Raw genomic sequence first — 20,928 nt, forward strand, 5'->3', positions numbered from 1 at the left:
CAACAACCTTTGCACAGGGACGCTTCCGACGGCCAGGTCAGCCGCGATCACAAGCCCCAGGTTCAGATCACAAACCTCACCTTGTGATCTTCAGAGCTTCCTCTTTCTCCTTGGCCCCCACCTGCATTGCCGCGGCCACCATGCCGTAGAGCGCCGTCCAGGCGGCACGCACCTCCGGCGTAAAATTCTTTTCCAGAGTCTCGGACAGCATGTCCAGAAATGCCTGGCCGACCGTGGCATAGTGCTCGTCCTTCACCCCATAGCCGGCGTGGCGTCCGCCCAGAGCCCGGAGTTCCATGTCCAGCCCCACCGGCCTCTCCAGCATGGAGATCAGCACGCCGAGCATGTCCATGAGCTTGCGCGCCTGGGCCTCGATGCCGCCGGTGAAAAGCGGCCTGAGAGCAGGATCGATCTCAAACAGCCGCCGGTAGAACACCAGCGCCGCCACATGGTCATGGCGGGAGAGTTCGGCGAAGGTCTTTCGGATCAGGTAAACTTGCTGAGCAGTCATTTAATCCAATTAACCATAAAGCCGATTTTGCGAGTATCCGACTTTCGTCGGATGGCATTTCCCGCGCACCATGCCATCATCGCACCCATGTCGAAGAAAATCCTCATCATCGAAGACCAGGCCCCCATGCGCCGGAATGTGGCGCTGATGCTGGAACTGGAAGGCTACAAGACCTGCACTGCCGAGAACGGCCGCGTGGGTGTGGAAGTGGCCCGCCAGGAGAAGCCTGACCTCGTCCTCTGTGACGTGATGATGCCTGAGCTCGATGGCTACGGCGTGGTGCAGGCCCTGCGTGAGGACGATAACTTCGCCAACACGCCCTTTATCTTCCTCACGGCCAAGAGCGACCGCAGTGATGTGCGCATCGGCATGAATTTCGGCGCGGACGACTACCTGACCAAGCCGGTGGTGCGTGATGATCTCCTGGCCGCTGTGCAGACCCGTCTGGCGCGTGCCGAGGCTCTGCAAGAGCGCATGGCAGAGAGTGGTGGGTTCAATCCTGACTTCACCAGTCATGAGCCTTTGCAGAAGGCCTTCAGCCTGACTCCGCGCGAGGCAGAGGTGCTGCTCTGGGTGACCCAGGGCAAGAGCAACGGCGATGTGGCCGCGATCCTCGGCATGAGTGAAAAGACCGCCAAGCAGCATCTCGGCACCTGCTTCCAAAAGATGGGTGTGGAAAGCCGCAATGCGGCGAGCCTGCAGGCGCTGGAAGTCTTGAGCGCGCGGTGAGCGGCGTGGGTCAAAGGAGTCCTTGACCTTGTCCAGACTCTGCTGACCTCTGATGATCCACATGTCCCCTGCCTCCAAGAATTTCCTTCTCGACCTCCTTTCCACCCCCAGCCCGACGGGCTTTGAATTTCGCGGCCAGCGCAAATGGGCTGCCTACACACGCAAGTTTGCTGACAAGGTGGAGAGTGACGCCTACGGCACGGCCTGGGCCACGCTGGAAGGCTCTGGCAAGAAGCCGCGCCGCATCATGTTTGAGGCGCATGCAGATGAGATCGGCTACATGGTGAAATACATCTCCAAGGAAGGCTTCATCAGCCTGGACAGCGTGGGCGGAAGTGATGTGGCCGCAGGCCGTGGTCGGCGCATGGACATTCTGGGAGACAAGGGAACCGTGCGTGGCGTTACTGGAAACATCGCCATCCACATCCGTGAAAACCGTCATGATGAAAAGGCTCCAAAGATCCACGAGCTCTGGATCGACATCGGAGCGACGAGCGCTGAAGAGGTGGCGCAGGCAGGCATCCGTGTGGGACATCCGGCGGTGTATGCGGACGCGGCGGAGGAACTGAATGAGCATCGTTTGTTCGGCCGTGCCATCGACAACCGCATTGGCGGGTTCATCATCGCCGAGGTCATGCAGCGTCTGAGCAAGGCGAAGAAGCGTCAAAAGAGCACCGTCATTGCCGTGAACTCCGTGCAGGAGGAGATCGGTGGCAACGGTGCCAAGATGGCCGCGCATCGTCTGATGCCGGACGTGGCCATTGTCCTGGATGTGACGCATGCCACGGACATCCCGAGCCTGGATCTGAAGAAGCATGGCGAGGTCAAGCTCAACGGCGGCCCCAGCCTCACGCACGGCAGCGCGAACCACATCGAAGTCGTGCAGCGGCTGATCGATGTGGCGGAGAAGAAAAAGATCCCGCTTCAGCACGAGTCGTCCTCCCGCTTCACCGGCACGGACACGGACGTCATCTTCACCCAGCAGTATGGCATCCCCAGCGCGCTCGTTTCCCTGCCCCTGCGCTACATGCACAGCGTGGTGGAAATGGTGGACCTGCGGGATGTGGAGCAGATCATCCAGCTCCTCGTCGCCTTTGCCGAAAGCGTGACGGAGAAGGATGAGTTTAAGGTGAGGCTGTGAACTGAATCGTAGCCTCCGGATGGCCAAAACTGAGGGCAATCGGGGTCGCAGGCATGAGAAAAGGCCCTTTTTGACGCTTTTCGGCCCTTGACGCAGCCCATCGGCCCTCGGGATCGCCGTCATTTTCGCCCAAATCTGCCCGCGCATTTGACGCACCGCGCAGTCCATGCAAGATGCCGAGCTTTCCGGCCCCGCGATGCCGTGCCGCAGCCTCCCAAGTCTGCGAAACCCGCCCCTGAAAGCGCCCAACCTAACGCTTTCCTTCCACCCCCTCACGCAGACCTCGTCACGCTCCCATGCCTAAAGACACCTCCATCCAACGCATTCTCGTCATCGGTTCCGGCCCCATCGTCATCGGCCAGGGCTGTGAGTTCGACTATTCCGGTGTCCAGGCCTGCAAGGCGCTGCGTGAGGAAGGCTACCAAGTGGTGCTGATCAATTCGAACCCGGCCACGATCATGACCGACCCGGAATTTGCCTTCCGGACCTACATCGAGCCGATCACGCCGGAAATGGTGGAGAAGATCATCATCAAGGAAAAGCCGGACGTGCTGCTCCCGACCCTCGGCGGTCAGACCGCGCTGAACACGGCCATGTCCCTGCACCGCGCAGGCACCCTGGAAAAGCACGGCGTACGCATGATCGGCGCGAAGCCGGACGCCATCGAGAAAGGTGAGGACCGCCTGCTCTTCAAGAATGCCATGCTCAAGATCGGTCTGGACCTGCCGAAGTCCGGCGTGGCCCACACGATCGAGGAAGCGCGCAAGATCGCCGAGGACATCGGCACCCTGCCGCTCGTCATCCGCCCCGCCTACACCCTCGGCGGCACCGGCGGCGGCATCGCGTATAACAAGGAAGAGTTTGAGTTCATCACCGGTCGCGGTCTTGACCTCTCGCCGGTGAGCGAGGTGCTCATCGAGGAATCGCTGCTGGGCTGGAAGGAATTTGAAATGGAAGTGATCCGTGACCGCGCGGACAACTGCGTGATCATCTGCTCCATCGAAAACTTGGACCCGATGGGCGTGCACACGGGTGACTCGATCACCGTGGCGCCGATCCAGACGCTGACGGATCGTGAATACCAGATCATGCGTGATGCCAGCTTCGCCTGCATCCGCGAGATCGGTGTGGAAACCGGTGGATCGAACATTCAGTTCGCCATCCATCCGGACACGGGTCGCATGATCGTGATCGAGATGAACCCGCGCGTGAGCCGCAGTTCCGCGCTTGCCTCCAAGGCCACGGGCTTCCCGATCGCGAAGATCGCTGCCAAACTCGCAGTTGGTTATACCCTGGACGAGCTGAAGAACGACATCACCCGTCACACGCCAGCCGCGTTTGAGCCGACGATCGACTACGTGGTCACCAAGGTGCCGCGCTTCACCTTTGAAAAATTCCCGGGTGCTGATGCTACGCTGACCACGCAGATGAAGTCCGTGGGCGAGGCCATGGCCATCGGCCGCACGTTCAAGGAATCCCTCCAGAAGGCTCTGCGCAGCCTGGAGATCAAGCGCTTCGGCCTCATCGGTGATGGCGCGGATGTGGAAGTGGATGACGAGACCCTCACCACCAAGCTCACCGTTCCCAATGCGGAGCGCATCTTCTTCCTCGGCGTGGCCTTTGCCCGCGGCTGGGATGTGGAAAAAGTGTTCAGCCTAACGAAGATTGATCGCTGGTTCCTCCGTCAGATCGAGGAGATTGTCAAAGAGCAGCAGAAGCTCGCCTCCGTGGATCTTCGCCGTGCGAAGAGACTCGGCTTCTCAGATCGCCAGATCGCCATCGCCAAAGGCGTGAAGGAAAGTGATGTGCGCGCTGAGCGCAAAAAAGGCGGCATCATCCCCACCTACCGTCTCGTGGACACCTGCGCGGCGGAGTTTGAAGCTTACACGCCTTACTACTACAGCACCTACGGCATCGAGGACGAAGTGCGTCATGGTGACAAGAAGAAGGTCATCATCCTCGGTGGTGGTCCGAACCGCATCGGCCAGGGCATCGAGTTCGACTACTGCTGCGTGCATGCCAGCTTCGCGCTGCGTGAGCTGGGCTTTGAGACCATCATGGTGAACTCCAATCCGGAGACCGTTTCCACGGACTATGACACCAGTGACAAGCTCTACTTTGAGCCGCTGACTCTGGAAGACGTGCTGAACATCTACGACAGCGAGAACAAGGACGACCAGGTGCTCGGCGTGATCGTGCAGTTCGGCGGTCAGACACCACTGAACCTGGCCAAGGGCCTGGAAGAAAACGGCGTCCGCATCATCGGCACTTCGCCGAAGAACATCGAGCTCGCTGAAGATCGCAAGCTCTTCGCCAAGCTGCTGGATGATCTCGGTCTGCATCAAGCGGAGAGCGGCACCGCCACCTCTCTGGAGGAGGCGCTGGCCATCACCGCTAAAATTGGTTATCCCAGCCTGGTGCGTCCGAGCTTCGTGCTCGGTGGCCGCGCCATGCAGATCGTTTACAGCGATGCTGAGCTGACCCACTACATGAAGAACGCGGTCGAGGCCACGCCTGACCGCCCCGTGCTGGTAGACCGCTTCCTGGAAGATGCCACGGAAGTTGACGTGGACTGCATCAGCGATGGTGAGACCACCGTCATCGGTGCCATCATGGAGCACATCGAAGAGGCGGGCATTCACTCCGGTGACAGCGCCTGCGTCATCCCGCCCTTCAGCCTCAGCGCTGAAATGCAGGACCGCATCCGCGAGGCCGCGAAGAAGCTGGCGAAGGCTCTCAACGTGCGCGGCTTGATGAACATGCAGCTCGCCGTGAAGGGTGACGATCTCTACGTGATCGAAGTGAACCCGCGTGCCTCCCGCACGGCTCCGTTCGTGAGCAAGGCCATCGGCGTGCCGCTGCCGAAGCTGGCCGCCAAGATCATGGCCGGCAAGACACTCAAGGAACTGGGCTTCACCAGCGAGGTCATCCCTCCGCACTACAGTGTGAAGGAAGCCGTGTTCCCCTTCAGCAAGTTCCAGGGCGTGGACATCATCCTCGGCCCAGAAATGAAGAGCACCGGCGAGGTCATGGGCATCGATGAAGATCTCGGCATGGCCTTCGCGAAGAGCCAGATGGCCGCCGGCGGCACCCTGCCGACGAAGGGCAATGTCTTCATCAGCGTCAAGGAAACCGACCGCCCGAACGTGGTCCGCATCGCCAAAGGTTACGCCGAGCTCGGCTTCACCCTGTATGCCACTGCCGGCACCGGCGGCGTCATCAGCGAGGCTGGCATCCCCGTGAACATCCTGCCGAAGCTCGCCTCTGGCCAGCGCCCGAACGTCATCGACCTGATGAAGAACAAGGACATGGCCCTCGTGATCAACACCCCCAGCGGCAAAAACCCGCGCGAGGACGAGATCAAGATCCGCACCGCCTCCATGCAGAACCGCATCCCCATCATGACCACCCTCCGTGGTGCCGATGCCGCGCTCAAAGCCATCAAGTCACTCCAGCAGAGTGACGTGCAGGTGAAGGCGCTGCAGGAGTATCACGCGTAGTCTCACGCCGCTAGAGGCCAGTGCGGGCTCCGCCCTGTCCCTCATGTGTCTCGTTGCTGGGCCTTGTCACACATTTTACCTGCTAGTGCCACTCAGGTCGATCTAGCATCAGCATGCCATGTAGCTTATTCCAAGGTTGCCGGAGAAACCACCTTGTTGAGGTTCCTGCGAATGCTTGCTGTTTTGGCAACAAGACGAAGACCATTGATCGCTTTTCTCTAGGCAGCCTTGCCACCTCAACGATGGCAAGGCTGCCGACATGTCTGGCAATTACAGCCCGAGCGACCTTAGCAGGCTGGAGGTGACGGTGCCCGTCACGGCCAGACCGTTGTCAGACTGATAGTTTGCAATCGCACGCTGTGACATAGGCCCCAATTGGCCATCGATGCTGCCATTGTAGTAGCCACTGCGGGCCAGGGCTTGTTGCACGGCTGCCCCTGTGTTGCCATAGCCAGGGCTGCCATAGCCAGGGCTGCCATAGCCAGAACAGCCGTAGCCCGAACCGTAATAGCTGGGCACCGAGCTGCGAGTGGCATAATAGCGGACGCCGGGAGCCTGATAATAGTAGGAGGACGAAGGCGGTCCATAGTAGTATCCGCGACCAGCGTAGCCCGTGCCGAAGGACAGCGTAAAGCTGGAACGTGGACGTGAAAGATATGCTACCCGGTCATTGCCATGGCCATAGCCATGGCCATAGCCATTGCCTTTACCGTTGCCTTTGCCATGACCAGCATGATGCGAATGGCCGTGCGAATGGGGATTTTTCGCCTGGGCTGTACTTGGCAGCGCAGAGATGCTTGAAGCAACCATCGCAGCTATCACTAAGATTTTGGAATGGGTGTAGAATGAGGTTTTCATTGTTTAGCGGGTTTAACGGCGATGATGACGCATGGACCGCGCCAGGCCGTGGCGTTGGTGTTTAGCTTACTGATTTTCAACGTGAAGTGGCTGAAGACAGACTTTCGAAACTCCAGGTTTCATCGGGCTAATCGCAAGATAGCCAGTGGCGATCTTGCTCTTTGCAAGGCGAAATGGGGGGCCATGCTTTTCCTTTTTCACACCCCTCGATGCTCACACGCCACTGCATGAATTCGCAGTCGCGCGAGCAGCGTGTTTCTCAGCGAATTGGCCATGGTGGATTTGATTGGGCTCTGTATAGGGCTTGTGTATGCCGAAACAGTTTCACTTGATTCTCCTCTGGGGTCTCATGCTCATCGTAAACACGGCCCGTGCAGAGTCCCCTGGCCGTATGAGAGACGTGGTTCGTGAAAGTGTGGCTGTGCTCGACAAAATGTTCTGGTCGGACGCGATCGCCATCTGGCTGGACCGTCCTGGCGACAATCTTCGCGCCCATGTGGAAGGCAGGGTCAACCCGCCTTGGTGGTCCGCCGCCAACGCCGTCGAGACGCTGGTTGACCTCATGGACGCGACGGGAGAGGGCGATCACGACGACGCCCTGATCCGGCTGCACCGGATCAACCGCGACCCAGCTTCACGCATCCCCCTAGCCCTGAAGGAATTGGAAAAGAGAGGCCAGGTCCTTTCCAAGGACCCGCCAATGAACCGGGGACATCAGGGGCAGACCGAGTTCCGCAACGAATACCTCGACGACTCTGGCTGGTGGGGCGTGGCCTGGCTCAGGGCCTATGAGCGGACGAAGAACCCCGACTTTCTCGCGACGGCCAAAACCATCCAGGCCCACATGGCCGCTCATTGGAAGCAAGACGGCGGCGGGGTCATGTGGTGCACGGAGCCCGATAAGCAGAAGACCAACTCCATCACCAACAGCCTCTTCCTCATGCTTTCCTCCGACCTGGCGCGGCTCGACCCAACGCCGGAAACCAAAGCCTGGGCAGAGCGCTCCCACACCTGGCTGGTGGAACAGAAGGTCTTCGATGGCACTGGCGTGGTGGATGGCCCCGGTCACCAGGGAGACTATTGGAGCTACAACCAGGGCGCCTACCTCGCTGGCCTAACCGCTTATGCCGAGCTGACGGGAAGTCCGGGCGATGCCGAGGAGGTGGCCCAGGCGACCGAAGCCATCCTGACCCGCAGTGGATTCGTCCGCGACGACGGCATTCTCATGGAACGCCTGGGCACCAGCGGCTGGGACGGCTGCCTCTTCAAAGGGATCATGGCGAGGCACCTGCGCCGCACCCGCGACTTTCTCTCCGCCCGCCACCTGCATCCAGAGACCGTCACCCGGATCGACCGCTGCCTGAGCGAAACGGCCCGCGCCATCCTCGCTCTCGACACAGGCAAGGATGGGCTGTTCCCGGCCGAGTGGCATCCCGGAGCGAAAAACCAGGAGCGCAATTTCAACACCCACCTCTCGGCCCTCATCGCACTCGTCGCAGTCCTGCCGGGCAAGTGATGCCGCCTTCGTTACGGTGGAACGATGTGATCAAAGCCACGGGCGCTGATCCACTCACCTTCGAAGTGACAAGCGAGAACAGCGCCAAGGATCGAAAAGGCAGCTATGAGCAAGGTGTGCTTCAACAGTCCAAGCTGCGACTGGCACCAGCACCTAGCTCCCCGAAGCGTCGCATAGTATTCCCCGAAACCCGCCAGTGGCCAGAGCTCAAACGTCATTGACCTAATGAAAAATGAGAATATGACGCCTTATCAATTCTCCGTATTATGAAGTACTCATGAGCATGAGATCAAAGCCCTCATCGCTTCCATGCAGAACCGCATCCCCATCATGACCACCCTCCGCGGTGCCGATGCCGCGCTGAAAGCCATCAAATCGCTGCAAGGGAGCGAGGTGCAGGTGCGGGCGCTGCAGGAGTATCATAGATGAACGACGATTTTTCTTTACGCGTTCACGACGACCACACTAGCATCATATGCCATTGCATATGCCGCGCCACCCCAACAATGACACCTATGACACGATGCCCAACACAGGCATCTCTGCTGACTACTTCTACGCCGAAGACGGCCAGCACCCTGCTCAAACTTTCAACGAAGAGTTGATAGTTCGCGTTCCAACGATTGACGATCCCAACGATTACGTTTACGACGACAGCACCTTGGCAGTTGAGTCTTCTTTTACGCCCAAGGGTGGATTCAGCCTTGACGTGAATTTGGGTGAGGTAATGTCACGGGCACCCTGGTTCATAGTGCGCCGCGTAAGCTTTCCTGAAGTCCTCCTGCAAGACGCTGTTCCCGACTCACCAGACTGTCTGTTCGTCCCAGAGTTCAGAAAATATCTGGCAGGTTTACAGCAATTGAACACAAATGCACACGACTGGTGGAAGCGAGACGGATGGACGGACCATGGCAGTTCAAAACGGTATCACTTTTATACCGAGGTATTGAAGTTGACTCCAAAGCTGAACTCGAATGACAACACATTCAAACTCACCCAGGTGGCGCTAACCGTCCGAGCATCACGAGTGATTTTGGGAGAATGGCGCAATTTGCGAGCTTCGATGCCGCCAAACCTAAACACGCGATATGTGTATGGAAATATTCGCGCTAATCGTAGCCGCCTACATGACACTCAATACGCTCGTTACGATGTAAGCGTTCAAGTTGAAAATGGCGTCAATGCTCCTGCCAAATCGCAGACATATTTCGACAATATTTGGCCTGCTGACACTACGGCTGACATGTCAGGCAACATCCAGCCCGCCACTTTTAATGATCCCAAGAACCTTTCGTTGACCCCGTGGCTGTCGAATACGCCCCCGTTAACTCTGCGCATCACGGTCGATCAGGCACCAGTCGAGGTTTGAACCCTTCAATCCCAAATGAACCAATCTGTTTCTTACTCTGTGAAGGTTCGCTACTATGATAAGGCGGCCGGCGATCCTCCAAAAAAGTCAGCGAAGCTCATTTCTATTTGGGGCGGACAACCAGATCGCATCAAAGACGGCGCTAAGCCCACGATCGAGATGGGGCTGTTACTCACCGTCCGCAACGATGATCTGGGGGAGCCCATTGATGTGTTCAAATACAATAAGACCGCAGGCACAAACGACTATGAATTAATCTTTTCCTTGCTCCCGGGTGAAGTGCGAACTGTCAACTTGGCCACGATACCCACTTTATGTGCTGCGGTGACGGAGGTGCCTAACGCAGACTCGATGGTTCATTGTGTGCTGCACCAGAGCTTCTACAAACTCCCCTAATTCCGCCCGAATATGCCCCTCCAAGCGAAGATAAGGTCTTTTCAACTGCGTCCTTTCCTATCCACGGATCTCTCCTTCCCCCGTGCCGGAGCAATAGCCGCGCGGCACATTCGCGCTATCGATGGCACCAACGGTGCCAGCGCGCAAATGGGATTCAAGGTCGCCAACGGATTCTCGATGGAGACCAGCCTTTACCCCAATCTGTTGGATGCGTCCGGCGATACGTTGCGAGGCACAAGCACCTACATCCACGGCGTGCTGAACCCCCAGGCCTTCTTCGTGTTGCGCAATGAAGAGGCTAGTTGCGAACTCGAACGCGCACTCAACAAGCGCGAAACGCTCTACCTGGAAAAGCACAAAGCTGGATCACTTGCCGACTTGGCTATAGACTGGCAGCGACGTTTGACCAGCAAGCTGAAACATCTAGAGGCGTTGGAAACTTCCATTGGCGAGCGCCACGCCAAGCTGGACAAGCTTTACTCAAGTTGGCAAATCCAACGCTACACCCCCGATGGCACACCTGATGGTGGACCGGTGCCCGCCAAGGACTATGCTTACAAGCCAGAAACCCACTCTGAATACCTCAAAAATGCGGTGGTGGAGCGCGAGGGGGACTTTCCTTGGGACAGCCCCGGTGCTGAAACCGTCAGCTCGGTAATCACCAAGAACAAAAGCCTGCCGGTAGGCACCGTGAATATCGGAAGCCACACTAACATCAATGCCGTTACCACCGGTGCGCAAGGCGAAGAAGAGCGCAAGCACAAGCACATCAGCAGCCCGACCTTCAATCTCCCCACCTCGGGGCTCACCGAGGCCGCTGCCGCTGCGCTTGCCACACTACCATTGCCCATTGATGACAATGGCGCAGTGACCCCAGCAACACTGGCGCTGCTCGTCAGTGTCATTGGCAATCTCAAGCGCTACGTCGCCCAAGAAAGCGAAACCTTCTACCCCACCAACCGCTCCACTCGCTTCAACGAAGACGCGCGCTGTCCGTGGGAGGAGGAGCTCTCTCGCTGGCATCGCGAACTCTCCGCCCTGGAGGAAGAAATTATCCAACAACAGACTTACAATCGTCGCCTCGCTGAGTTGGAGAGAATCTGGACGCTCGAACTCAAGCAGATGGAACTTGATGCCAAGCGGGCCATGCTTGCCTATGCCGACTCCTTCCTCACCTCTCCTATCGCTGGCACCGTTACCCACGTTTACAAAGATGCTGGCGAGTATGTCCAGGCTGGCGAGCCCATCATGCGCGTGGAGTCTAGCGACCACTTCTTGCTCGTGGGCGTGATCAATTGTCACCAGCCCGTCCGCCTTGGTATGGTAGCCGTCGTGAAACTCCTCAACGTCTTGGAAGATGGCGGGAACATCCAGCTCAAAGGCTCCGTGGTCTCCATCCGCGGCCATGACTCCGACAATGATGAATGGGAGGTCGTAGTAGAATTGGACAAGGTGGCCAATCTTTTGGATCAAATCCCCCTCAACTACACCTTCGATCGGGGCAGCTACCAGATGCCTGAGGCTGAAATGACGCTGACCTAACTCGCGCTATGCCAGACGCACCAGAACCTCCTCCACGGTCGCCGCTGTATTTTATCAAGCGCGAATATGAGTCTCTGGAGGTGCGATGGCATCCTTTTAAGGATTACGTTGACGGAGTTTCCATTTCGCCTGCCTCAGGAGTTGGGCAAACGGGGGGTGTGCAACAATTAGGCGACAGACATTACCTCTTTGCGGGGCTTTCTGCCAACTGTGACTATAGGATTTCGATTCGAGAATGCTCGGATGTTGAAGTGTGCCATCACGTAGGCGGAGAGGATGGGGGCGAGGTTTGCCACACTGAAAAGCAGTGCGAGACGCGCACCAGCCAGCAGATTTACACCCGCCCACCACATCTGCCGCTGAAGATCGAACGCCTGCTCTCAGATCCGACGGAATCCGGCGTGCGCGTATATTGGCTCATCAAGCAAGAATCCCTCGAGCCCGTGGAATACGACTCCCTGCTGCGTATCCAACTGGGCAAGCTGCACATGGGCGGCAAGGACAAGTATGACTACTACACCATGTTGGAATTCGATGTCGGCGCGAACTCGCACTTTTTCGATTTCACCATCGACCTGCGCAACACTTACATGCTGCGCTGCATCGCCCATGTAAACCTAGAGGGCAGCACATTCAAAAACGAATCCCGTTGGGAAGCGCCGTGGCGGGCGATTTCGCTGGGTGGGGGGACGGCACGGTGTGTGCATGGGTTCGAATTGGCGAGGCAACCTTTTGCGTCATGAGCACTCTCAAAAAACAGATTGAAGGACTGAAGGGACGGATCCCTGACGCAGCCGTCAAGCGGCTTGATGCTCTGAGCAAGAAGCCCGACGCTGGGGTCAGGCCTGAGAAAGCCACAATAGACCGAAACTCTCGTGTCTGGAAGGAAGTCGCACAGGCTGGCAAGCTTCCATTAGTAGGCATCCCACATTCAAGCAAGCTAATGAGTCATTACATGGACTCCAAAAGAGCGGAGCCTGATCTCCTAGAAATCACAGATGTGCCTGAGCAGTGGCGAACCAAGCTTGTTGAGAAGCTTGGCACGAAGCCCAAAACCGTTTTGAACAGTAGGTTGGCTTACACAGTTGGGGTGCCAGATTTTCAAAACAGCCTGGGATATGCGGATTATTACGTGGATAACCCCCGACCGGGTGTGGCTCGATATGTCATTGTTGACCGCTATGAGTTTCCCGACAAAGCCACTCGCACGTCTCTTCCTATAAAGAAGGGACAGATACTTGATCACAGCACTCCCAAGCCAGGATTGTTCAAGGGTGGATTACTGGGGGCGCGTCTAAACCTAGCAGTCGACCAAAAATCATTCACACGAAGGACAAGCAAGATAACCGAAGAATTGGGCTATTTAAAAGCCAGCAAGGACAGGATTGATCCCGTGACAAATCGTCCTCAGCAAGAAAAGCTTAGCTTGCCACAGCGTTACCTCGAAGATTATGGCGTTGACTTTCTGACCGTAGTCATTTTCGAGCATCCTATTCGGAAAGAAAAGGGAACACATCCACGCCCAGAAAAGTGATCTTCGCCAGCAATTTAGCATCTCAAAACAGCCCACATACAGCATGGAAGCCAAACTCAAAACACTCGTCAAAGCCATCAATGATGCGATGGAAGCCTTTCGCCTCAGCACCACTGACGGCCAGATTCTGGACCTGGAAATCAAGAAGACGGTGACGACCTGCAAGGTCAGCCGTATTCGCGTTAAGGTGGACAAACTCACTGTCGCAGCAGATGCAGAGGCGTGGCCGTAATCGCCACCTTCCGCCTCGCCGATTGGCTGCCGCGTGAACTCCTCGACGACTGGCTTCGCGCTTCTTCTTCGCCAAAGCGACGACGAACAAGCCGCGGCGCCTTCCTCGCCGCGAATCCACCACCGTGGGATGATCTCACCGAAGCCTGCTACCACGGCCCGTTCTCCGACAAGCTCGACGAACGCCGCGCACGGCTCCTGCGCCTTGCGTGATCCACGCCTCGCCCAAATTGTGGCCGACCGCCTCCATCACTTCGACGGCCAGCGCTACGACCTCTGGAGCTACGTCATCATGCCCAATCACGTCCACGTCCTCTTCACGCTCCGCGACGGCGAATCGCTGCCCGACACGCTGCAAGGCTGGAAAGGCGTTTCGAGCCGTCTCATCCACAAATCGGTCTCTGTGACCTCAATCCCTTCTGGCAGCCCGACTACTTCGACCGGCTCATCCGCAGTCCCGAACATTTCAGCATCGTGAGTGCCTACATTCGTGAAAATCCGACCAAAGCAGGTTTGAAGACGGGCTTTGTGCTTTGGGAGCGAAGCTAGATGGGGGGAGCGGAGCGCGGACACTCCTGTCCGCCTCTATCTTCGCGGCTTCGCCGCCATTTGAATGAAGCCGAGAAGCTGCGTAGCCGCGAAGCGAATCTCCGCGCTCCCTTCTTGCAGCCCGATTGCCTGCGGTGCTGAAGATCAATGGATGCAGGGTCGTATTGCAAAAGCCGCGTTCGCGGCCACCGAAGAACTTCCCACGCATGTCTCTTTCCCGAATCCTCGCTCTGCCAGTCTTGTTTTTGGCCTCCACGGTCTTCGCCCAAAAGGGAGGCTCAGGGTTGGAGGTGCCGCCTTCGCTGGTGCCTGCGGAGCTGGTGCCGGATACGCGGGCGCTGTCGGCGGAGGAGGAGTTGAAGACGTTTCAGGTGGCGCCGGGGTATCGCGTGGAGCTGGCGGCGAGTGAGCCGTTGGTGGGGGATCCGATCTTTGCGCAGTTTGGGCCGGATGGCCGAATGTGGGTGGTGGAGATGCTGGGGTATATGCCGGACATTCATGGCAATCGTGAGGATGAGCCGGTGGGCCGGATTGTGATCCTTGCTGATTCGGATGGCGACGGGCGGTTTGATCAAAGCAAGGTGTTCCTGGATCAGCTCATCATGCCGCGCACGGTGCTGCCAGTCGGTGATGGCGCGCTGGTGGGCGCGCCGCCGATGCTCTGGTATTGCCCGGACAAAAATGGCGATGGCAAGGCGGACGAGAAGATCGTGGTGGCACAGGATGCCGGCGCGCAGACCATCCCGGGCCGCCCTGAGCTGGCGAACCCGGAGCATGGGGCGAACTCGCCGCTCTGGGCGCTGGATAACTGGATCTACTTTGCGGAATACGCGGCGCGTTTCCGCTGGCGTGGCGCAGGTGCTTTCGAGCGCAGCCTCTCCTCCGTGCGCGGGCAGTATGGGCTGAGCCAGGACGATTTTGGCCGCCTTTTCTACAACTACAATTCCGGCCATCTGCAGGGCGACATGTGGCCCTCCCACTATCGTCTGCGCAATCCGCACTATGCGAAGTCGGGCGGCCGCATCGCACCACCGGTGAGTCAGGCGGTGTGGCCCATCCGTGTGACGCCGGGCACGAACCGCGCCTACATCCCGGAGAACATGGCGGGTCACAAGATCAAGAATTTTACCGCGGCGTGCTCACCCTGGATTTACCGGGGCGATCTCTTCCCCGCGGATGCCCTGGGCAATGCCTTTGCGTGTGAGCCAGCGCTGCATCTGGTGAAGCGGGACATCATGACCCTTGAAAAGGGCAAGCTCGTGGCGCGTGAAGCTTATCAGCAGCGTGAATTTCTCGCGTCCACGGATGAACGCTTCCGCCCTGTCAGCCTAACCACAGGTCCAGATGGAGCGCTTTACGTCATCGACTTCTATCGCGGCATCATCCAGCACCGCATCTCGCTGAGTCCCTACTTGGAAAAGTATATCCAGGAGCATGATCTGGTGGAGCCGCGCGGCCTTGGGAGGATCTGGCGCATCGTGCCTGAAAATGCGAAGAAGCGTCCTGCGCCGAATCTCGCGAAGATGGACAGTGCTGGCCTCGTCCCGCTGCTCGCGCACACGAATTCCTGGCATCGGGAGACGGCGCAGCGCCTCCTTGTCGAACGTGCGGATATCGCGACTGTTCCCGCGCTGGAAGCTCTCACGCGCGGTGAGGCTGCGCTCGGTCGCATGCATGCTTTGTGGACTCTGGATGGCATGGGCAAGAGCCCCTGGCCAGTGGTCGAGTCGGCCCTCGCTGATGCTGATGCCCGTGTACGCAATAGCGCGGTGCGCATTGCTGAAGGGTTCTTTGCTGGAGACGTGCGCGCCGCTGCGGTTAGCAAGCTCATCGCCCTCTCCACCACTGAAGCGGACTCGCAGGTGCAAACGCAGATCGCCCTCACGCTGGGCGAGGCCAAGGACTCGAAAGCCGACCAAGCCCTGGCTGCGATGGCCAGCCGCGTGACGGATCATCCTTATCTGGTTGAAGCCCTCCTCAGTGGTGTGAAGGGTCGCGAGCTGGAGCTGCTGGAGCATTGCCTAACCACAAGCAGCGGCAAGACGCTGATCCCAGGACTGGCTGGCTGTGTGGCGGCGGAACGCAACCCGGCGCGTGTCACCAAGCTGCTGACGATCGTGGAAATGGCTGGTGCCACGCCGCGCAAAGTCCTGCTCGCCGGATTCGCTGCCGATGCGGCGGATTTCACGCGCCGGACGGTGAAGCTCGAGGCCAGACCTGCGCTTCTTGACACTCCTGGCACGGAGAAGGTAGCAGGCATGCTCACCTGGCCGGGCAAACCCGTGCCTGCAGGTTTCAAGCCGCCGCGCGCGCTGACGGCGGATGAGCAAGGCCGTTTTGAGATGGGCAAGGCGCTTTACGCCGGCATCTGCGCGGGCTGCCACCAGCCGAGCGGTTCAGGGCTCGATGGCATCGCCCCACCACTGGTTGATTCCGAATGGGTGACGGGCTCGCCCGAGCGGCTCTCCCGCATCGTGCTTCACGGAGTGCGTGGTTACCTCACGGTCAAAAAGAGGCGCCACCAGCTCGACATGCCGCCGCTCGGCGCCCTGGGTGATGAGCCTCTGTCCGCCATTCTCACCTATATCCGGCGCGAGTGGGAGCATGGTGCGGAGCCCATCTCACCGGACTTTATGAAAGCGGTCCGCGAGAAGGAATCGCGGCGCACGGATTCCTGGACGGAGCAGGAGCTGCTGAAGATTCCGTGACGCGAGTTCTCGATCTATTGATGGAAGACTCATCCACGCTGTAGCATGGATCTGCCATGAACGACCATCCACTGCCAAACCTCCGCAACCAGCTTCTCCGTCTGCACAAGCTGCTCATGGATGCCGAACGGGCGGTGTATGAGACGGAGGGGAACGTCACTTTGTCCCCCTTGCAGCTACTGCAATTGCTAACGGAGCATGAGCGCTTTGCCTGGCTGAGGCAGCTCTCACAACTGGTGGTGACGATCGATGAGGCGGAAGCGGAGAAGCCGCCCATCACGCTGGAGCGGATGGATGCGCTGGTGGGTGAGGCGCGGCATTTGCTCATGGGCTCCGAAGAGCCGGGGAGCTTCGCGGTGCGTTATGCTGAGGCCCGTGGACGTGATGCGACGGTGGCGGCGGCGCATGCGGAGATCAGCAAGAGCTTTGAGTGAGGTGGCAGCGGCGCTTTTGGGCTGAGCTTCACCCTTGAGTATGCTCACCAGATTCACGCCCCACCATGAACATCGCATGTTTCGCGAGTCTCCCGTGTGAAAGGAGCTTCCACAGGGTTGGGCAACTCCTACGGAGTTGATTTTCAGAAGTGTTTTCAACACGACTGACCAGGGGTTTCGCTCGCTAACGCTCGCTGCACCCCTGGCTATTCATGGGGAACCACTCCGTGGTTCGATGCAGAAGGCTTTGCGATCAGGAGAGGTCGTTGAAACTTCTCCTGATCGTTAGCAAACTTATCGTTAGACCTCAGCGATCAAGCCAGCGCTGCCTGGCAATACTCGATGCACTTCTTCACCTCGGCGACGGCGTTGGAGCCTTCGGGGATTTTGTATTCGAGCTCGACTTCGGCGGGGAAGGTCCACTTTTCTTTTTTCATCAGCTGCAGCACTTCCTTGATCGGGGTCTGGCCCTGGCCCCAGGGGACGTTGCCGCCGTCAGCGGTGCGGTCCTTGAGGTGCAGGTTGGTGATGCGGGCGTGATACTTCTCGAGCACGGGGATGGGTGACTTGCCCTGCGTGCCGGCGACGTAGTGGCCGATGTCGAGGTTGAACCCGATGTACTGGCCGAGATCCAGGATGGAGTCGAACTTGTCCATCTCAGGCAGGTTGTTGGTGTGGTTGTGGAAGCCGACCCAGATCTTGTGCTTGTCTGCGAACGGGGCCACACGCGCGGCGAGGACGGCATTGCGTTCCGTGGTCACGGCGGAGGCGCCCAGCGCCTTGGCGACGAGGAAGTTGAACTCGATCTCCTCATCCGACTGACCGAAGTTCATCTTGTGGATGTGGATGTTCACACCGGCGTCGTTATACATTTTGCGCATCTCCACGCACTTGGCGATCTGCTGCTCACGCTCCGCATCGGTGATCTTTCCGCCTTTGATGCCTGCGTAAAGCTGGGTCGGTCCGCCCATGAGCTCGGTCTCGCTGATGCCGCAGTCGAGCAGCGCCTTCAGCGTCTCCTCGGCGGTCTTGGTCATGCTGCGGAAGCTGTAGGTGATGCAGCCGACGCGGACGCCGCCGAACACGGAGTTAGGCTTGTCTGCGGCTGAAGCGAGCCGGGGGAGCGTGAGACCAGTGGCGGCTGCGATGGCGGTGCCGAGAAAGTGGCGGCGTGAGAGTGGGTTGGATGTCATGGGAAGGCGGAACGGTGGTGGGCTGCTATTTCTGTCTGGATGCCGGGGGAAATCAAGGACGTGGAAACAAGCTCATGAAATGCTACTGTGCATGCGACATGAAGTTTTTCATTCTCCTTGCGATCACCTTCCTTCTCGCCTCCACAGGCTTCGCCGAGACACTTGTGACGAAATCCTTTGTCGTGGTCATTGTGCACAATGATCCCGAAGGCGTGGTATCGTCCGACAACATCACCTATGTCGGCGTCAGCCGGAAGACGGGAAAAACCATCCAGTTGAAGGGTAGGACCGTTCACAAAATGGAAGCCGATGGAGTGACTCCCGACGTGTTTCGTGGATACCTTTTCGAAAACGACGGAGCCACCTATTGGGTCGGTCGCCATGGCGAGCTCACCGTCAAATCCAAAGGACGTGTGATCCTGGAGGAGTCTGGCGAATGGCAGGACTAACCGCTGCCGCAGCGTGGAAGATAATACCGGGGGTCACGCAGGACCGGATGCGCTTGACCGAGACGGGGATCTATCTGTGACCACCATTCAGGTCGGACCGTATTTGGAAGACCTCATCTGTGTGCATTCGCCTCCAAGTCCATGATCACCGCTGCCTATCCCTACAAAGCCGATCCTCTCCGGGATGACTGCCCCTTGAATGCGGCGATCCATGTGATTCGCGGGCGGTGGAAGGCCTGCATCCTTCATGAATTGCTGGCAGGGCCGCGTCGCTTCACCGAGCTACGCACTTCGTTTCCGGGAGTCGCCACGCAGGCGCTTTCCATGCAGCTTCGTCAGCTGGAGGCGGATGGGGTCATTCTCCGCACCGTGCATGAAGGCCGTCCTGCCAGGGTGGAATATCGGATCGCCCCCGATGGGGAGGCCCTGCTGGGAATTCTGGATTCTCTGAGAAGCTGGGGTGAGGGCTATCTGCAAAGACAAACGGCGGCCCGGCTAAGAGAAGAGGCAGTGCCAGTTTGAGCAGGCAGGTCTAAATTTTGGGACGAAGCAGCGGACACTGAGGCGGCTAAAGCTGGCTGCCATGATGGACTTCTACTTCCGCTCCCGCAGGACCGTGGTGACAGGGCTCGTGCTCCTGACCGCGTCTCTCTACTTCATCGTTTACTCGGCGCATTTCTTCGATCCAGCACCTGAGGTGCTCGGCAAATACCTGCCGGTGAAGTGGCTTCTCTGGCTGCACATCGGCATGGGGTCGGTCACGCTTCTCACGGGTCCCTTTTTGCTCTGGGATGCCTTCCGCATCCGCCATCTGCGGTGGCATCGATGCCTCGGGCTGGCCTATGTGAGCGCGGTGGCGGTGAGCGGTCTGTGTGCCGTGTGGCTTTCAGCCACCACGGCCTACGCGGTGAACCGGCCTTACGCTTTCTCTCTCCATGTCTGGGTGGCTGTCTGGCTCTTTTCCACGGGGTTTGCCTTTTATGCGGTGAAGCGACGGCAGATCAAACTGCACCGCGAATGGATGGTGCGGAGTTATCTGGTCACGCTGGCTTTTGTGGTTTCGGCTTCACTGCTGAAAGTGCCCTTCGTTCAGCGGTTGGGCTCCTTTGAAGAGATCTCTCCGTCCTTCTTCTGGCTGTCGTGGTCAGTGCCGCTCTTTGTCTACGATGTCTGGCTGGGCCTGCAGGAACGTGGGAAGTCAGAGGCCGGTGCGAAGCTTTCAGCCTGAGCTCAAAAGAGCCGCGAAGGCTGTCATACAGTGCCTCCGGCGAGGTCACTGATCCGGGCCTGACCTGTGTCTGCCATTGTGCTCGAGTTTGTTTAAATCCTCCGCACCGCCACCTAACTAATTTTAATACCATGGAAGCTTGCTTGTCCCGCCGGGCTCTGACGTTTTTGATCATCGCCACTCTGGGTATGGCTGGCAACTGCGCTGGAGCTGCGCCGAAGAAGGGTGGAAATGCCAGCCAAGGCGTTGGTCCGGCCAGGTGGGAGGAGACGATCAGGAAGTTCGAGGCAGCAGATGCTGAAAAGGCACCCGCGAAGGGTGGAGTGCTGCTGGTCGGTGGATCCAATGCGCGGAGGTGGGTGGATGCGGCGACGTATTTTCCGAACCACGCGGTGCTCAATCGTGGATTTGGCGGGGCGAAGATGGAGGATGTGCTGCACTACACGGACCGCATCGTGCTGCCGTATGCGCCGAAGGTGATTCTTTTGAATGCGGGCGGGAATGATCTGAGCTCGGGAAAGAGCCCTGAGCAGATCCGTGAGACGGCGCGGGCCTTCATCACGAAGGTGCACGCGGCGCTGCCGGAGACTCGCATCATCGTGATCAGTCTGCCGCCGGTGCGGAGGGCTGCGGAGACTCCGGGCGGACTGGATGGGCTTCGTGCGATGAACAAGTTGCTCGGCAGTCTCGCGACCCCGGACAAGAAGGTAGAGTTTGTGGACCTGTTCCCAGCGTTTCTCGATGAGAAAGGCCAGCACCGTGCCGAGCTGTTTGTGGAGGACGGCACGCACTTCAGCCCGAGGGGCTATGAAACGCTGGCCGGGCTGCTGCGGGCGAAGCTTTGATTCTTTCCGAAGGATCAGCGACCAGGGGAAAGAATGCACGGACTCTTATTTTAGCGTGGTGCCCCGGCAATAAGCCGCTATCCTCCGCGCTCCATCTCATGCCGATGTGGTGAAATGGTAAACACAGCGGACTTAAAATCCGCTGGGAGGCAACTCCCTTGCCGGTTCGAGTCCGGCCATCGGCACCAAGAAGAC

General features: G+C 58.6%; 21 protein-coding genes and 1 tRNA gene. 19 read left to right on the forward strand and 3 right to left on the reverse strand.

The window, feature by feature from the left end; translation table 11 throughout:
* Positions 1–76 precede the first annotated feature (76 nt).
* Positions 77–511 carry a globin domain-containing protein gene (locus BGE01nite_RS16990; protein ID WP_146851780.1) on the reverse strand — a complete coding sequence of 145 codons (435 nt, stop codon included), beginning with the start codon at positions 509–511 and terminating at the stop codon, positions 77–79.
* Between the two features lie 87 nt (positions 512–598).
* On the opposite strand from BGE01nite_RS16990, the gene BGE01nite_RS16995 reads away from it, so the two are divergent.
* The 3 genes from BGE01nite_RS16995 (at position 599) to carB (ending at position 5,881) form a co-directional block, all read left to right on the forward strand.
* Positions 599–1,240: a response regulator transcription factor gene (locus tag BGE01nite_RS16995; RefSeq protein ID WP_146851785.1), complete on the forward strand. Its 642-nt coding sequence runs from the start codon at positions 599–601 to the stop codon at positions 1,238–1,240.
* A gap of 61 nt (positions 1,241–1,301) precedes the next feature.
* Entirely contained in the window at positions 1,302–2,381 is a 1,080-nt protein-coding gene (locus BGE01nite_RS17000; RefSeq protein WP_146851788.1) for a M42 family metallopeptidase, read from the forward strand.
* A gap of 296 nt (positions 2,382–2,677) precedes the next feature.
* Complete coding sequence (gene carB / locus BGE01nite_RS17005) at positions 2,678–5,881, forward strand: carbamoyl-phosphate synthase large subunit (protein ID WP_146851791.1); 3,204 nt, start codon at positions 2,678–2,680, stop codon at positions 5,879–5,881.
* A 270-nt stretch (positions 5,882–6,151) separates the two neighbouring features.
* On the opposite strand, the gene BGE01nite_RS17010 is transcribed toward carB, so the two are convergent.
* Positions 6,152–6,691, reverse strand: coding sequence for a peptidoglycan-binding domain-containing protein (locus BGE01nite_RS17010; protein ID WP_146851794.1), 540 nt, complete (start codon positions 6,689–6,691; stop codon positions 6,152–6,154).
* Between the two features lie 397 nt (positions 6,692–7,088).
* Here BGE01nite_RS17010 and BGE01nite_RS17015 point away from each other — a divergent pair, with 397 nt between their 5' ends.
* The 11 genes from BGE01nite_RS17015 to BGE01nite_RS17060 all read left to right on the forward strand — a co-directional run bounded on the left by BGE01nite_RS17015 (position 7,089) and on the right by BGE01nite_RS17060 (position 17,018).
* Positions 7,089–8,255 carry a glycoside hydrolase family 76 protein gene (locus BGE01nite_RS17015; RefSeq protein ID WP_170266849.1) on the forward strand — a complete coding sequence of 389 codons (1,167 nt, stop codon included), beginning with the start codon at positions 7,089–7,091 and terminating at the stop codon, positions 8,253–8,255.
* Between the two features lie 487 nt (positions 8,256–8,742).
* Positions 8,743–9,624 carry a hypothetical protein gene (locus BGE01nite_RS17020; RefSeq protein WP_146851800.1) on the forward strand — a complete coding sequence of 294 codons (882 nt, stop codon included), beginning with the start codon at positions 8,743–8,745 and terminating at the stop codon, positions 9,622–9,624.
* Positions 9,625–9,639: 15 nt separating this feature from the next.
* Entirely contained in the window at positions 9,640–10,020 is a 381-nt protein-coding gene (locus BGE01nite_RS17025) for a hypothetical protein (protein WP_146851803.1), read from the forward strand.
* 12 nt (positions 10,021–10,032) lie between these two features.
* A complete protein-coding gene (locus tag BGE01nite_RS17030) occupies positions 10,033–11,562 on the forward strand; it encodes an HlyD family secretion protein (RefSeq protein ID WP_146851806.1) in 1,530 nt (509 codons plus the stop codon).
* Positions 11,563–11,570: 8 nt separating this feature from the next.
* Positions 11,571–12,305, forward strand: a complete 735-nt coding sequence (locus BGE01nite_RS17035; RefSeq protein WP_146851809.1) for a hypothetical protein — start codon at positions 11,571–11,573, stop codon at positions 12,303–12,305.
* Entirely contained in the window at positions 12,302–13,096 is a 795-nt protein-coding gene (locus tag BGE01nite_RS17040) for a hypothetical protein (RefSeq protein WP_146851812.1), read from the forward strand. The genes BGE01nite_RS17035 and BGE01nite_RS17040 overlap by 4 nt, the downstream gene beginning before the upstream one ends.
* A gap of 43 nt (positions 13,097–13,139) precedes the next feature.
* Positions 13,140–13,328 carry a hypothetical protein gene (locus tag BGE01nite_RS17045; RefSeq protein WP_146851814.1) on the forward strand — a complete coding sequence of 63 codons (189 nt, stop codon included), beginning with the start codon at positions 13,140–13,142 and terminating at the stop codon, positions 13,326–13,328.
* Positions 13,319–13,540 (forward strand): hypothetical protein, encoded by a 222-nt coding sequence (locus BGE01nite_RS29040; protein ID WP_170266850.1) that lies wholly within the window; start codon positions 13,319–13,321, stop codon positions 13,538–13,540. Before BGE01nite_RS17045 ends, BGE01nite_RS29040 begins: the two co-directional genes overlap by 10 nt.
* Positions 13,533–13,805 carry a transposase gene (locus BGE01nite_RS29045; RefSeq protein ID WP_170266851.1) on the forward strand — a complete coding sequence of 91 codons (273 nt, stop codon included), beginning with the start codon at positions 13,533–13,535 and terminating at the stop codon, positions 13,803–13,805. Before BGE01nite_RS29040 ends, BGE01nite_RS29045 begins: the two co-directional genes overlap by 8 nt.
* 277 nt (positions 13,806–14,082) lie before the next feature.
* Positions 14,083–16,584 (forward strand): DUF7133 domain-containing protein, encoded by a 2,502-nt coding sequence (locus BGE01nite_RS17055; RefSeq protein ID WP_146851819.1) that lies wholly within the window; start codon positions 14,083–14,085, stop codon positions 16,582–16,584.
* Between the two features lie 56 nt (positions 16,585–16,640).
* A complete protein-coding gene (locus tag BGE01nite_RS17060) occupies positions 16,641–17,018 on the forward strand; it encodes a hypothetical protein (RefSeq protein ID WP_146851821.1) in 378 nt (125 codons plus the stop codon).
* A 314-nt stretch (positions 17,019–17,332) separates the two neighbouring features.
* Here the strand turns inward: BGE01nite_RS17060 and BGE01nite_RS17065 are convergent, their stop codons facing one another.
* The gene (locus tag BGE01nite_RS17065; protein WP_146851824.1) at positions 17,333–18,211 is read right to left on the reverse strand and encodes a sugar phosphate isomerase/epimerase family protein; all 879 of its coding nucleotides are present in this window, start codon (positions 18,209–18,211) and stop codon (positions 17,333–17,335) included.
* 98 nt (positions 18,212–18,309) lie between these two features.
* On the opposite strand from BGE01nite_RS17065, the gene BGE01nite_RS17070 reads away from it, so the two are divergent.
* The 5 genes from BGE01nite_RS17070 (at position 18,310) to BGE01nite_RS17090 (ending at position 20,921) form a co-directional block, all read left to right on the forward strand.
* Complete coding sequence (locus BGE01nite_RS17070; protein WP_146851827.1) at positions 18,310–18,660, forward strand: hypothetical protein; 351 nt, start codon at positions 18,310–18,312, stop codon at positions 18,658–18,660.
* A 141-nt stretch (positions 18,661–18,801) separates the two neighbouring features.
* Entirely contained in the window at positions 18,802–19,182 is a 381-nt protein-coding gene (locus tag BGE01nite_RS17075) for a winged helix-turn-helix transcriptional regulator (protein ID WP_146851829.1), read from the forward strand.
* Positions 19,183–19,243: 61 nt separating this feature from the next.
* Positions 19,244–19,888: a DUF2306 domain-containing protein gene (locus tag BGE01nite_RS17080; RefSeq protein ID WP_146851831.1), complete on the forward strand. Its 645-nt coding sequence runs from the start codon at positions 19,244–19,246 to the stop codon at positions 19,886–19,888.
* A 143-nt stretch (positions 19,889–20,031) separates the two neighbouring features.
* Positions 20,032–20,733, forward strand: a complete 702-nt coding sequence (locus BGE01nite_RS17085) for a GDSL-type esterase/lipase family protein (protein WP_218033018.1) — start codon at positions 20,032–20,034, stop codon at positions 20,731–20,733.
* A 100-nt stretch (positions 20,734–20,833) separates the two neighbouring features.
* Positions 20,834–20,921: transfer RNA gene (locus BGE01nite_RS17090), tRNA-Leu, on the forward strand.
* Positions 20,922–20,928 lie beyond the last annotated feature (7 nt).

This window comes from Prosthecobacter gellanilyticus (genome assembly GCF_007992435.1).
Taxonomy (GTDB): domain Bacteria; phylum Verrucomicrobiota; class Verrucomicrobiia; order Verrucomicrobiales; family Verrucomicrobiaceae; genus Prosthecobacter; species Prosthecobacter gellanilyticus.

What these genes read in the sequence shown, in the direction of transcription:
- BGE01nite_RS17075 (WP_146851829.1), top strand. Translation starts at nt 18,802, where the DNA reads ATGATCACCGCTGCCTATCCCTACAAAGCCGATCCTCTCCGGGATGAC.
- BGE01nite_RS17020 (WP_146851800.1), top strand. Translation starts at nt 8,743, where the DNA reads ATGCCGCGCCACCCCAACAATGACACCTATGACACGATGCCCAACACA.
- BGE01nite_RS17015 (WP_170266849.1), top strand. Translation starts at nt 7,089, where the DNA reads ATGCTCATCGTAAACACGGCCCGTGCAGAGTCCCCTGGCCGTATGAGA.
- BGE01nite_RS16990 (WP_146851780.1), bottom strand. Translation starts at nt 511, where the DNA reads ATGACTGCTCAGCAAGTTTACCTGATCCGAAAGACCTTCGCCGAACTC.
- BGE01nite_RS17010 (WP_146851794.1), bottom strand. Translation starts at nt 6,691, where the DNA reads ATGGTTGCTTCAAGCATCTCTGCGCTGCCAAGTACAGCCCAGGCGAAA.
- BGE01nite_RS17055 (WP_146851819.1), top strand. Translation starts at nt 14,083, where the DNA reads ATGTCTCTTTCCCGAATCCTCGCTCTGCCAGTCTTGTTTTTGGCCTCC.
- BGE01nite_RS17070 (WP_146851827.1), top strand. Translation starts at nt 18,310, where the DNA reads ATGAAGTTTTTCATTCTCCTTGCGATCACCTTCCTTCTCGCCTCCACA.
- BGE01nite_RS17000 (WP_146851788.1), top strand. Translation starts at nt 1,302, where the DNA reads ATGTCCCCTGCCTCCAAGAATTTCCTTCTCGACCTCCTTTCCACCCCC.
- BGE01nite_RS17030 (WP_146851806.1), top strand. Translation starts at nt 10,033, where the DNA reads ATGCCCCTCCAAGCGAAGATAAGGTCTTTTCAACTGCGTCCTTTCCTA.
- BGE01nite_RS17025 (WP_146851803.1), top strand. Translation starts at nt 9,640, where the DNA reads ATGAACCAATCTGTTTCTTACTCTGTGAAGGTTCGCTACTATGATAAG.
- BGE01nite_RS17045 (WP_146851814.1), top strand. Translation starts at nt 13,140, where the DNA reads ATGGAAGCCAAACTCAAAACACTCGTCAAAGCCATCAATGATGCGATG.
- BGE01nite_RS17080 (WP_146851831.1), top strand. Translation starts at nt 19,244, where the DNA reads ATGATGGACTTCTACTTCCGCTCCCGCAGGACCGTGGTGACAGGGCTC.
- BGE01nite_RS17065 (WP_146851824.1), bottom strand. Translation starts at nt 18,211, where the DNA reads ATGACATCCAACCCACTCTCACGCCGCCACTTTCTCGGCACCGCCATC.
- carB (WP_146851791.1), top strand. Translation starts at nt 2,678, where the DNA reads ATGCCTAAAGACACCTCCATCCAACGCATTCTCGTCATCGGTTCCGGC.
- BGE01nite_RS16995 (WP_146851785.1), top strand. Translation starts at nt 599, where the DNA reads ATGTCGAAGAAAATCCTCATCATCGAAGACCAGGCCCCCATGCGCCGG.
- BGE01nite_RS17040 (WP_146851812.1), top strand. Translation starts at nt 12,302, where the DNA reads ATGAGCACTCTCAAAAAACAGATTGAAGGACTGAAGGGACGGATCCCT.
- BGE01nite_RS17035 (WP_146851809.1), top strand. Translation starts at nt 11,571, where the DNA reads ATGCCAGACGCACCAGAACCTCCTCCACGGTCGCCGCTGTATTTTATC.
- BGE01nite_RS17060 (WP_146851821.1), top strand. Translation starts at nt 16,641, where the DNA reads ATGAACGACCATCCACTGCCAAACCTCCGCAACCAGCTTCTCCGTCTG.